This is a genomic window from Rhodococcus quanlei, assembly GCF_055231015.1.
Genome location: NZ_JBUYWD010000011.1, coordinates 319,333 through 331,561, shown reverse-complemented (window position 1 = coordinate 331,561; position 12,229 = coordinate 319,333). Strand labels below are relative to the sequence as shown.

11 protein-coding genes are annotated in these 12,229 nt (G+C 65.6%); 3 read left to right on the top strand and 8 right to left on the bottom strand.

Annotated elements, in window-relative coordinates; all coding sequences use genetic code 11:
• Positions 1 to 43: 43 nt before the first annotated feature.
• Complete coding sequence (locus ACZI8Q_RS10535; RefSeq protein WP_463373457.1) at positions 44 to 466, top strand: NUDIX hydrolase; 423 nt, start codon at positions 44 to 46, stop codon at positions 464 to 466.
• Positions 467 to 548: 82 nt separating this feature from the next.
• On the opposite strand, the gene ACZI8Q_RS10530 is transcribed toward ACZI8Q_RS10535, so the two are convergent.
• Entirely contained in the window at positions 549 to 1,937 is a 1,389-nt protein-coding gene (locus tag ACZI8Q_RS10530; RefSeq protein WP_463373456.1) for a hypothetical protein, read from the bottom strand.
• 82 nt (positions 1,938 to 2,019) lie between these two features.
• Here ACZI8Q_RS10530 and ACZI8Q_RS10525 point away from each other — a divergent pair, with 82 nt between their 5' ends.
• Positions 2,020 to 2,787: an isocitrate lyase/PEP mutase family protein gene (locus ACZI8Q_RS10525; RefSeq protein WP_463373455.1), complete on the top strand. Its 768-nt coding sequence runs from the start codon at positions 2,020 to 2,022 to the stop codon at positions 2,785 to 2,787.
• Between the two features lie 24 nt (positions 2,788 to 2,811).
• Here ACZI8Q_RS10525 and ACZI8Q_RS10520 read toward each other — a convergent pair whose 3' ends face one another.
• The 7 genes from ACZI8Q_RS10520 to ACZI8Q_RS10490 all read right to left on the bottom strand — a co-directional run bounded on the left by ACZI8Q_RS10520 (position 2,812) and on the right by ACZI8Q_RS10490 (position 11,464).
• On the bottom strand, positions 2,812 to 5,007 hold the full coding sequence (locus tag ACZI8Q_RS10520; protein ID WP_463373454.1) for an AAA family ATPase: 2,196 nt from the start codon (positions 5,005 to 5,007) through the stop codon (positions 2,812 to 2,814).
• The gene (locus ACZI8Q_RS10515; protein ID WP_463373453.1) at positions 5,004 to 6,296 is read right to left on the bottom strand and encodes an acyltransferase; all 1,293 of its coding nucleotides are present in this window, start codon (positions 6,294 to 6,296) and stop codon (positions 5,004 to 5,006) included. The genes ACZI8Q_RS10520 and ACZI8Q_RS10515 overlap by 4 nt, the downstream gene beginning before the upstream one ends.
• Positions 6,297 to 6,418: 122 nt before the next feature.
• Positions 6,419 to 7,285, bottom strand: coding sequence for a CDP-diacylglycerol--serine O-phosphatidyltransferase (gene pssA, locus ACZI8Q_RS10510; RefSeq protein ID WP_463373452.1), 867 nt, complete (start codon positions 7,283 to 7,285; stop codon positions 6,419 to 6,421).
• Positions 7,282 to 7,995: a phosphatidylserine decarboxylase gene (locus ACZI8Q_RS10505; RefSeq protein WP_463373451.1), complete on the bottom strand. Its 714-nt coding sequence runs from the start codon at positions 7,993 to 7,995 to the stop codon at positions 7,282 to 7,284. The genes pssA and ACZI8Q_RS10505 overlap by 4 nt, the downstream gene beginning before the upstream one ends.
• Before the next feature lie 115 nt (positions 7,996 to 8,110).
• The gene (locus ACZI8Q_RS10500) at positions 8,111 to 8,569 is read right to left on the bottom strand and encodes an SRPBCC family protein (protein WP_463373450.1); all 459 of its coding nucleotides are present in this window, start codon (positions 8,567 to 8,569) and stop codon (positions 8,111 to 8,113) included.
• Between the two features lie 108 nt (positions 8,570 to 8,677).
• Positions 8,678 to 9,934, bottom strand: a complete 1,257-nt coding sequence (locus tag ACZI8Q_RS10495) for an NAD(P)/FAD-dependent oxidoreductase (protein ID WP_463373449.1) — start codon at positions 9,932 to 9,934, stop codon at positions 8,678 to 8,680.
• Between the two features lie 33 nt (positions 9,935 to 9,967).
• The gene (locus ACZI8Q_RS10490; protein ID WP_463373448.1) at positions 9,968 to 11,464 is read right to left on the bottom strand and encodes a flavin-containing monooxygenase; all 1,497 of its coding nucleotides are present in this window, start codon (positions 11,462 to 11,464) and stop codon (positions 9,968 to 9,970) included.
• 97 nt (positions 11,465 to 11,561) lie between these two features.
• Between ACZI8Q_RS10490 and ACZI8Q_RS10485 the strand changes: the two genes are divergently transcribed.
• Complete coding sequence (locus ACZI8Q_RS10485) at positions 11,562 to 12,197, top strand: TetR/AcrR family transcriptional regulator (protein ID WP_463373511.1); 636 nt, start codon at positions 11,562 to 11,564, stop codon at positions 12,195 to 12,197.
• Positions 12,198 to 12,229 lie beyond the last annotated feature (32 nt).

The window sequence follows — 12,229 nt, the reverse complement described above, 5'->3', positions numbered from 1 at the left end:
GCTTCCCTTCTGCTCATAGCTGCGCCGCGCAAGCGGACGCTCTATGTTGAACCGCGTGACCGCCCAGATTCACACCGCCGCGTTCGCGTATATCCGTGACCGGCGGCTCCTGCAGACTCGATCCGCCGGTAAGTCGGCGTTCTACATGGCCGGCGGAAAGATCGACCGGGGCGAATCACCGGAGGATGCACTGCACCGCGAGGTCCGCGAGGAACTGGACGCGGCCATCGTCGCCTCGAGCGTCGCGCAACTCGGCGTGTTCGAGGCTCCCGCGTACGGTCACCCACCGGGGACCGCCCTGCACATGACGTGTTTCACGGGTGAACTCACCAGCGAACCGAAGCCGACCAGTGAGATCGCCGAGTTGAGGTATTTCACTGTCGCCGAATATGCGGACATGCCGGACGTGGCTCCCGGGTCGATGATGGTGTTCCGCCGGTTGCAGACCCTCGGACTGGTGGACTGAGCGTGATCTTCGGCGCGGGCACGCTCGACGCCATCCGGTCCGGTACGGCCGCCCTCGTGTTCGGGCGCTGGAGCACTCGGCCTCACGGAGTCTCTGGAGGTGGGGTATCGGCTGAGTCCTCGGGGTGTGGCTCTGCTGCAGTTGTTGTGACCGGACGTGGCTGGAGTCGTGCCACGACGAGCCCGCACACCAGCACAGTCGCGCACATGGCCGCCCCCGTCAGCCGGGCGGGAGTCGGCGAGGACATTGCAGTCAACTCGAAGGGCATCGAGTCGCTGACGGTGACGACCCGGCTGAGCGGAATTGTCGTTGCTGCCGCGAACACCAGGGAACCGAACGGCAGAGCCAGGCCCAGCGCGGCTGTCGGAGCCCGACGCGGGATACAACCTCCCATGGTCAGGCCCACCCCCAGCCCCAGAACTGCCAGCCGTACCAGCAGGAACAGGCCGTCGTCACCGAATGTGGGTGCGATGGTCGACACGAGCGGTACAGCAGCAACAACCGCAATACCCAGAACGGTCTGTCGTCTCCCGGACAGGTGTGCTCGCGTGGGCAGGAGCATTCCCACAGCCACCGCCACCACGCCGACCGTGAGTGAGATCCACGGATGCATGGTCACGATCGGGTCGCGGAGGTCGTTGATGACGGTGATGGCTCCCGCCGCGATCGCGGTGGTGGCGAGAACGAATACCCCGTCGGTGCCGGGAAGTGAGCGCGCCACGATCACGGTGACGGCGAGGACGACGACCAGTGACACCGCGACCACCGTCGCGATCCGAGACCCCCTACCGAATTCCTGATCCACGATCCAGGCACCGAGGGCACGGTTCGTGAGTGCCAGTGCGAGCGATCCACCGAGTGCTACCAGAATCGTCGCCTGTTCGAGTGGTTGCGTTCGGACGTTCTTGGTCGCGACGACGGCTGCGGCGACGGACGACACAAGCGCGGCCGCGAGGAGAACCCACGACGGTTCGCCGATCGCCGAGGTGCTCATGCTTGCCGGTTCGAGGTACTCGGTGTCGCCCCGCGCCGGGGTCGCGATGCCGGCGAGAACGTATGCCGCCGTCACACCCAGAACCAGTGCGACCTGGCGTGTTCGGAACCCCCAGGCCAGGGCCACCGATGCGCCGAGCAGGATGCCTGCCGTAGCGGTCTTCGCGAAGTGCAGGGCGATCAGGGTGTCGATCGTGTCGATCTCCGACACGATCGCGTGGGCCGCCGCGAGGAGGGCGACACACAGCGCTGCCAGCACCGAGGCCGTGCGACGTGAACCGGAACGCTGCAGCCCTGCTAGTGCGATCACCGCCAACACCACTCCGACCACCACGCCCGTCGGCTGACTCGACAGCCAACGATCGAGTTCACGATCGGACGCATATACCGCCCACGAGCGACTGCGCGGGTTGGTGAGCACGAAGGCGGCGAGTGCGCCCGACAACAGAACCGCCGCTGCCGATAACGTTTCATGCACGGCCAGAGGTCGATAATGGTCGGTGCCGCATGCGTTCACAACACAGAGGTTAGTTGACCTCACCGACGCCAGGAGGTTTCGAATGACTGTGACGAAGGACAAATCGCTGCAGGACAAGGCGAATACGCTGCTCGAGCTGCATCAGCCCGGAAACCCAGTGGTGCTTCCGACGGTATGGGACGGGTGGTCCGCGACACTCGCGGCGGGTGTCGGCTTCGAGGGCCTCACCGTCGGCAGTCACCCGGTGTCCGATTCGATCGGCAAACCGGACAACGAGGGAATCACCTTCGAGGAACTGCTCCGCCGTGTATCGGAGATCACCGCGGCCGTGGACGTACCGGTGTCCGTCGACATCGAAGGCGGGTACGGTCTCGAGCCTGCGCGCCTGATCGAAGGCCTTGTCGGTGTGGGGGCCGTGGGCCTCAACATCGAGGACACGGTCCACAGCGAGAACGGACGCTTGCGGCAGGCGCAGGAACATGCCGACTTCGTGGGCGGTCTACGGCAGGCCGCCGATGCCACCGGCGTACACGTGGTGGTCAATGCGCGCACCGATCTGTTCGTCAAACAGGTTGGCGATCAAGCGGACCGCGTCGACCGTGCCATTGCCCGCCTGAAGCTGGCCGCCGGCGCCGGTGCGGACGTGCTGTACCCGGTGGGCCGTCACGACGACGAAACACTGCGGCGTCTCACCTCGGAGCTGCCGCTTCCGGTCAACGCCATCGCCCTGCCCGACCAGGACGACCCCGCCAGTTTCGGACCACTCGGGGTGGGGCGGATCAGCTTCGGCCCGTTCCTGCAGGGTGTGTTGTCCGCGCGGACCCAGGAGCTGCTGGGGCGCTGGAAGTAGCGGGCACCCCGGGCGGTTCGAGAGTCAGCGACCGTCCGCGTAGGCCTGGAGGTGCGCCACTTGCTCGGGATCGAGCGAGGGGCGCACTGTTTCCCGCGCGGAGGCGACGTCGGCTGCGGTGACGTCGGCTGCGTCGATGCTTCGGCGCATGGCGGCGAGTGCCGCTTCGCGCAGGAGTGCCGAGCAGTCTGCAGCCGAGTAACCGTCGAGTTCGACCGCGAGTTCGGCGAGGTCGACGTCGTCGGCGAGGGGGACGGACTTACCGGACGCGCGCAGTATTTCCCGGCGGGCATCCGCGTCCGGTGGGGGCACGAAGACGAGTCGTTCCAGGCGTCCGGGACGAAGCAGCGCCGGGTCGATGAGGTCCGGGCGGTTGGTGGCGCCGAGTACGACCACATCGCGTAGCGGCTCCACACCGTCCAGCTCCGTCAGCAGAGCCGCCACCACGCGGTCTCCGACGCCGGAATCGGAACTCTGACCCCGGCGTGGTGCCAGTGCGTCGACTTCGTCGAGGAAGATCAGTGAAGGGGCCGAATCACGTGCACGCTGAAACAACTCACGCACGGCCTTCTCGGACGCTCCCACCCACTTGTCCATCAGTTCGGCGCCCTTCACGGCGTGAACGCTGAGCTGGCCGGAACTGGCGAGCGCGCGAACGAGATAGGTCTTACCGCAGCCGGGAGGGCCATAGAGCAACACTCCGCGCGGCGGCTCCACCCCGAGTCTGGCGAAGGAGTCGGGGTGCTGCAACGGCCACAACACGGCCTCGGTCAACGCCTGTTTCACCCCGACCATGTCGCCCACATCGTCGAGTGTCACGCTGCCGATCGCGAGTTCCTCGGTGCCTGACCGTGACAGCGGCCGAATCACATCCAGGGCGCCGACGAGGTCCGCTTGTTCGATGCTCGGATCGGCTGCAGACGTACCGGCGCGGGAGGCGGCACGCAGGGCGGCCTCCCGACACAACGCGGCCAGGTCTGCGACGACGAAACCTGGGGTTCGCGAGGCGATCTCGTCGAGATGAATATCGGTGGTGGGAACTTTGCGCAGGAGTAGGTCGAGCAGCGCGCGTCTGGTCGAGGCGTCGGGCAGCGTGAGAGCGAGTTCGCGGTCGCACAGGTCCTGTCCCCGCAACCGGGTGTCCAGGGATTCCGGGTGCGCCGAGGTGGCGACGAACGCAACGCCCGGTGTGTCGACAGCCTTGCGGAGTTCTTCGGTGATCAATGCGGACACAGGTTCCGTCGCCGCAGGCAGGAGGGCATCGATATCCGTGATCAGCAGTACCCCGCCGCGCCGGACGCGTTCGACGGCACTGGACACCCGTTGCAGCCGGGCGTCGGATTCGAGGGCACCGGCACCGGGGCCGTCGACCTCGACGAGGCTGCGGTCGGCGAGGACGGATCTCGCGAACGTGGCTTTCCCGACGCCTGCGGGTCCCGTCACCAGGACTCCGAGATGCGCGGATGCGCCGAGGGTGGCCAGCAGTTCCGGTTCGTCGAGCGCGAGGCGAAGCCATTCCTTCAGCTTGGCGACGTGGCTTTGCGCTCCGACGAGGTTCTCGGTGGGGATCGAGGGTGTGTCGGGCGTCGACGGTGTGGTGGCCGGCGAAGACGCGGACACCGGCGCTGTAGTGGTGGGTACTGGGGTCGCGGCAGTGGCGGCGCCTGCCCACCCGACGGCCGAATTGGGTTGCACACTGACCGGGCCATCCGCCGGGTCGACAGCGGTGACGGTGAGGAGTTCGGTGGTCCAGGAGACCCCGAACGTGCGGGAGAGAGCCTGTGACGTGGATGCGGTGCTGGTGCCCGGGCCCAGGTCTCGTGGAAGCAGTGACACGGTGTCGCCGATGGTCAACACTTTGCCGAGGAGGGCCTGGCGCAGGGTGCTCTCCGAAATGGATCCCGTTGCCATGGTCGAACCGCGCAGCGTTACGGACCGCGCCCCGTACACGGTCACGGGCAGGGCGACGACGGTGGCGTTCTCGCCGAGTCCGACATTGGACAGCGTCACGTCGTCCAGCAGGATCGTGCCGGTCGGTGTGCCGGTGGGTGCTGCGGCGGCGACGGCGGCGGTGCGGCGTCCGCCGACGAGAGCGACCGCATCCCACTCCCGCAGGCCGAGCGCGGCCAGGGCCTCGGGGTGCAACCGGACAACACCGCGGCGGGTGTCGGAAGCCGACGTGTTGAGACGGACAGTGAGCGCCAGTTCGGGTGTGGTCACGCAGTCGAGACTACGTTTCCGGTGCGTTCCGTGTTTCCTGGTGCGGCCTGTGTTTTCTGCGTGGTCGGGTGCTTTCGGCTGCGCAGACCACTCATGATGTTCAGGGGTTCGCGAGGGCGAGCGACCAATGGTTTGCTCAGCGGGCTGCGCAACAGGATCTCGACGAGGGCGACGGATACGACGAGTACGGCAACCGTCAGGCAGGCGCTTCGGGCAAGTGTCGATTCGGGGAAGGCCGAGTACAGCCAGCGCGGCAGTCCGGCTTTGTGGAGGAGGTCGATCACCAGTGGGTGTATCGCGAACACCCCGAACGCGCGGTGGGACCCCAGATCGACGATCCGTCCGACGACACCCCGCCCGCCCCCACGGCGGTCGTTCCAGGCGGCGGCGATGAGGTAAAGAACGGCGATCGCTCCCAGGTGCCACGGAAGCGATGCCGGACTCAACGGAGAGGCCGCGATGTGCGGAACGTCGTCGGGTCCGGTGATGTAAAGGTAGAAGCCGATGCTGAATGCGGCCCCGAGCGCGCTCACGACGACGATCTGCAGTACGTGAGATCGGACCCAGCCGTCGATCCGGTCGAAGTGGAACGCGAACAGCGCCCCGGCTGCGGCGAAGAACGCGTAGGCGGGAAGCGTCTTCCAGGCGTGATCGTCGATCACGGCCGGCACACCGACCTGAGGATCGGTGAACACGATCGCGCACCACACCGTCGTCTGCAGAACACCAGAGGCGGCGAAGAGTTTGCCGTGGTGACCTTCCGTCTTGCGGACAAGTAGTCGGATCAGTGGAAACAGCAGGTAGATCTGCATGGAGATGAGCAGGAAGTACAGGTGGTACTTCGCATCACCCCGAAGTATGGACAGTGCGCTTTCGCGGGCGAGTTCGCCGATCCCGGGAATGGGGTCGTCCGAAAGCATCCACGCGTTCGCCACGACGTATATGGCGGACCACAGCAGGTAGGGGAGCACGATCGTGCTGAATCTGGCGCGCCAGAAGTTGCGGGGATTCAGGTCGCGCTTGACGTACCCGAGGCACAGAACGAAGAGGGTGACGAACACGAACCCGTAGCGCGTGTAGTGCATCAGCATCGACAGGAACGACATCTGCCGGTGGATGTCGTCTTCGAAGTTGATGGTGCCGACGGTGTGCACCATCACGACGCAGCTGAACAGCAGGACCCGCATGAAATCGATGCTGTAGTTGCGCTTGCGCGCCCCGGCTGCCGCAGCTCGGGGTGCGCTACCGGAGTGTGGTGCCACCGGCACCGGCTGCTCACGCACGGACATGCGACCCTTCCGACCGCACGCAGGCGAGTGCTGGTCTACCTGAACGCCCTGAGACGATACGGCAAATCGGAGGGAAACTCCCAATGTCCCAGCTACTGTGGTTACCGGTACGTAATGCGGGTCTACTTCGCCCGTGGCCTGCGCAAACCGAGACGCGCAGCGGAACGGGCACCCGGTCGGCCACCGGTGTTCGGCTGCCGGCGAATGGCTCGTCGCTCGGCCGGCTTGATGTCCCACGTCTCGGGTCTGGCCGCCACCCATCGCTGTGAACGCACGGCAAACGGGATGTGCAACAGATACATGGCGACGAGGGCGATCAGAAGAATGTACGGGTAGGTCACCAACGCGGCGGCGCACAGGGCGACCAGGACGAGCAGCCCGGCGGCCATTCTGGGCGGCACCGACACCGTCTTCATGGCCAGCGTGGGAATCCTGCTCACGATGAGCATGGCCGAGAAGAGCGTCCACGCGACCACGAGCACATCGTTCTGCCACCAGCCGTCACCCCATTGGGCCGAGGCGGCGAGGGGAAGCAGAGCGACCAGTGCTCCCGCAGGTGCCGGCACACCGACGAAGTATTCGCCGGTGTAACCGGGAGCGTCGTCGTCGTCCATGAGGGTGTTGAACCGTGCCAGGCGCAGGACGATGCTGACCGCGTAGATCAGAGCCACGATCCAGCCGAACTGTTGGCCGTCGAGAAGTGCGACGTACAGCACGAGCGCAGGAGCGACACCGAACGAAATCGCGTCGGCCAACGAGTCCAGTTCGGCGCCGATCTTGCTGGTGGCGTCGAGCATGCGAGCGATCCGCCCGTCGAGCGAGTCGAGGACGGCAGCCGCACCGACCATGGCGAGAGCGACGCCGAAATTACCGTCGAGGGCGAACTTCACGGCGGACAAGCCACTGCACAGCGCCAGGATGGTGATGGCACTCGGCAGCAGTCGGATCGCCTGCGTCCTCGTCTTGCGCGGTTTCACGGTGCCGCTCACGGCAGCGCAGCAATAACGGTTTCGGCGCCGATCGTGCGCTGGCCACGCTCGACGAGCAGCTTCGTGCCGTGCGGGAAGTAGGTGTCGACGCGAGACCCGAAACGAATGAGGCCGTAGGTATCGCCGATGGGCAGTGTGTCGCCGACCTTGGCGTCGCACACGATGCGCCGGGCCAGCAGGCCCGCAATCTGAACGACCGCCACGTACTGGCCGTCCGCGGTCTCGAGCAGCATGCTGTTGCGCTCGTTCTTGTCGCTGGCATCGGGGAGGTCTGCGGACAGGAACTGTCCGGGCTTGTGGATGACGCCGCGTACCGCGCCGCCCACTGGGCTTCGCTGCACGTGCACGTCGAGGACGGACAGGAAGATGCTCACCCGGGGGACCGGCTCCGAACCCAGGTGCAGTTCGGCGGGCGGGACAGCCGAATCGACGAGAGCGACCTCGCCGTCGGCGGGGGCAACTGCCACGCCTTGCCGGTTCGGCGGAACCCGGCGCGGGTGGCGGAAGAACGTCGCGCAGGCGCCGGCTGAAAGGAGTCCGGCGCGGCGAATCCACTTGCGTTTACGACCCGCCGCAGCAACACCGAGGGGGACGAGAACGAACGGCAGACCTGCAGGGTGAAGTGGGGGAATCGCCGCACGAACAAGATCGACGACGTGCCCGACTCCGGTGGTCTGCGGCGTTCCTGCGGATGTGGGCTTACGGGCCACGGGCTCCTCTAACTGTCACGGTGGGTCGAGCGTTCCCGCGATGCGGGTTTCCATAGATTACGCGAGCGATACCCGTGACGGTGAGCCCGGAGTCACGGTGACTGGGCGCCGAGAGTCAGCGAGCGCCTTCGGCCTCGGACTTGATGCGCCGCAGGGTCGAGTTCATCCCCTCGTGGACTTCCTGGTCGAACGCGTCGGTTCCGCCCATCGCCTTGTCGACCAGGATCTGTGAAATCTTGGCAACTCCGTTCGGTGCTTCGCGCCGCTCGGTGACCCGAGTGCCCGAAGCGGTGGGCTCGAGTTCGTACGACCAGATGGTGCGGTTGTCGAGAATGCGGAACGCGATGGACTTGTTCGGCTCGAACCGGATCACCTTGGCTCTGGTGGGCCACACGAGCAGGCCCTTTTTGTTGACGTTGATGGTTTTGCTTCCCATGCGGACTGGTCCGCCGAGTACGCGCATCATGCGGCACTGGGGGCTCCACTCGCCCATGCGCTTCAGGTCGGAGACGATTGTCCAGACGTCGCTCGGTGCGGCGTCGATGTCGATGGTCGCTTCGAGCGTGCGGGCCACGTGGTCCTCCGTGAGGTCGGTGTGATCGTCACAGGTGTACCTGTGACGGGTAGTCACAATAATGTTGGCAGTGTAGCCGATGCTCCGCTAAACGAGTCGGGTCGCTGCTCAACGCAGCGGATCGAAGTGTCTCATCACCGCGGGAACCGGTCCACCGGAGATCGATTGGGCGAGCATTCGTCCGGTCAGGGGTCCGAGGGCGATTCCCCACATTCCGTGACCGCCCGCAACGTGGACGCGTGGTGAGCTGGTCCGGCCGATCAGAGGGAGTCCGTTCGTCGTACAGGGCCGCGAACCGACCCACTCCTCGCGCCGGGCCGCCCAGTCGATTCCACGGAGCATCGGTGCCGTTGCGTCGACGATCGCCGTGATGCGCCGAGGGTCGAGCGGGGCGTCCGGGCTGCGGAATTCCATCATCCCGGCAACACGGAACCGGTCGTGCAAGGGAGTGCACGCAACACGCTGTGCGGGGAAGTAGAGGGGGTTCTTGGGCATCTGCTCGGGGCGCACGGTGAAGCTGTAGCCGCGGCCCGCCTGGACGCGTGCCCGAACTCCGAACGGCCGAGCCAGGGTATTCAGTCGTGCGCCACTGGCGATGACGACGGCGTCGGCGGTCTCGACACGACCGTCGGTGGCGACCACCCGCACGTGATCCGGCGTGCCGTCGTCGATCGTTGCGGCTTCGAAACCCGAGACGATCTCGCCGCCACGGGAGCGCACCGATGCGGCCAGCGATTCCACGAAGCGTGGTGGGTCGATGAACCGCTGGTGGTGAACCCGCAGCCCTGACTGCACCACGTCTCCGAGGGCGGGTTCGAGCGTGTGTACGGCGTCCGCGTCGAGGCGCTCGAACTCCACCGCCGCACCCAGGGCGGTGGAGCTGCGGAACTCGTCGATCAACGTTTCACGCTCCCGGGCGGAGGCGAACGCGGCCAACAGTGGGTCTGCGAGGCGAGTCGGCTCGTGAACCCCACCGTCGGTCAGCTCGTCGTAGGCGCTCAGTGATTCCCGATTGACCTCCGCGAACACCGACATCGCGGCCCGCCATTTCACGGTGGTGCAGTGCCGGGCGAAGCCGACGAGAAATCGGATCAACTTCGGATCAGTGGTGAGCGGAACATAGACCGGTGACGCAGGATCGAACAGCGCCTTGACGCCGTATTTCAGGACCGCCGGGTCGGGCAGTGGCAGGGTCAGTGCCGGTGCCAGCCAGCCCGCGTTGCCCCACGAGGCGTCCGCAGCAACCCCGACACGGTCCACGACCGTGACGTCGACTCCTCGTGCCTGCAGGAACCACGCGGTGGACAAGCCGACCATGCCGGCGCCGACGACCACCACTCGTTCAGGCGGCTGACGAATAGCCATGACTCCATCATCGGCCCGGAAGATGCGGTGCGTCTAGGAATGACCGGATGCGACGTAGTGGTAGTCGTCGAGGGGGAACGAGCCGGCTTCACGAAAGGCGTTGACCGTCGAGGTGGGGCGCAGGATTGCGGCCTCTCCGTGTTGGTTGAAGTAGTAGCTGCGCGAGCTCTGGCAGCTGCCGCGATAGAACACCGAATCGTCCAGCAACTCCGTCACCCGGTCCAGGAATGCGGTGTTCGCACGTTCGGTGACTTCGAAGGTGTCGGCGCTGCGCCGCTGCACTTCACGCAACAGTCGTGTCAGGTGCTTCATCTGCGATTCGATGGTGGTGAAGTACGAGAGTCCGCTGTACGAATACGGGCTCGACAGGGTCAAGAAGTTGGGGAAGTGCGGAACGGCCACGCCCTCGTAGGCCTGGAAACGGTTGTCTCGCCACCATTGGCCCAGGTTTCGTCCTTCCCGGCCGATGATGTCGATCGCCGGGAAGTTCACGTCCCACAGGTTGAATCCGGTGGCGAGTACGAGTGAATCCATTTCGGTTTTGTGGCCGTCGACGGTCACGATTCCGTTCGGCTCGATGCGCTCGATCGTGTGGGTCTCGAGGTGCACGTTCGGGCGGTTGAACACGCGGAAGTAGGCGTTCGAGAAGGTGGGGCGTTTGCATCCGAAGTCGTAGTCGGGGGTGAGTTTGCGGCGCACGTCGCGTGAGCGGACCTGCAATCGCAGAAACGCCCGCGAGGCCAGTGCGGCCGCCCTGTTGAGGAACTTGGCCTGGCGGTAGTGCAGTACCGCGCTGACCATCAACAGCTCGAGGATGCTGGTGTTCACGGCCCGGGCGACACGTTGGGTGAACGGCATCCGGGCGAACAGATGTTGCACCGCGGGCGGAATCGGCAGGTCCAGTTTCGGGACCACCCAGATCGGTGTCCGCTGGTACACGGTGAGTTCGGCCGCACGGTTCGCGAGTTCCGGAACCAGCTGCACCGCGGTGGCGCCGGTGCCGATGATGCCCACCCGACGGCCGTCGGGCCGATAGTCCGGGTCCCAGGCCGTGGTGTGGATGACGTCGCCGGCGAAGGAGTCGATTCCGGGGATGTCGGGCCTCTGTGGCTGCGACAGGAAGCCGGTCGCAGCCAGTAGATATCGGGCGGTGACCGAATCGGAGCCCTCGATGGTGACCACCCAGTGGTGGTTGTCCTCGTCCCAGTGGGCGGCCTTCACGACCGTGTCGAAGCGCATCCGTCTCTGCAGGTCGTACTTGTCGGCTACGTGATGCGCGTAGCGGAACAGCTCCTCACCTGGGGCGAAAAGGCGCGACCAGTGGGGGTTCGGTTCGAAGGAGTACGAGTACGTCACCGACGCAATGTCCACGGCGAGGCCGGGATAGCGGTTGACGTGCCACGTTCCGCCCAGATCGTTCTCGCGTTCGAGCATCACGAAGTTGCTCAGCCCCAAGCGGTCGAGAGCGATTGCGGCACCCATACCGCCGAACCCTGCGCCGACGATCACGGCGTCGTATTGCGGTGACACTCGAAAGCCTCCCGATGGTTTCGCTGTGACGGGGTTTCGCTGTGACGGAATCGTATGTCATAGAATGACACATCATTCCGTTTGTGAAGACCGTATCATCATGTCCGTGACGAATACCCTTTCGCGTGCCGAACGCAAACGCGCAGAACTGCGGCGTGACATCATCGATGCCTCGTTCGCCTGCTTCGCCGAACAGGGCTATCACGGCACCGGCATTGCGGATATCGCGGCACGACTCGGCATCGGTCACGGCACGTTCTACCGCTACTTCCAGAACAAGCGCGACATCATCGACCACGTACTGGACGATCTGGTCGCACGAATCGTGGGCTCGCTCGAGACCGAGAATGCGCCGGACGCCGCAGACACGCTGGACGAGTATCGAGGCCAAGTCGAACGCATCGGGGAGGCGCTGACCGGGATTTTTCTTGACGACCCACGTATTCCGCGTCTGCTGCTGTTCGAAGCGACCGGTATCGACGACGATCTGACCCAGCGTCTCTTCGGGCTGCTCGATATGTCGGCGGGGCTCACTTGCGCCTACCTGCGACACGGTGTCGATCAGGGTTTTCTCCGGTCAGATCTGGACACGGACGGCACGGCGCAGGCGATCAACGGCATGATTCTCGCCGGCGTCGTTCACGGCGTCCGCGGGCATGAGAAAGAGGAGATCGATCGGCTCGGTGCCGCCATCCGGCGACTCATGTTCGACGGGATCCGGTCGGCCGACTGAAGCGCCGGCCCGAGCGGAAGCAGGGTGGGCTG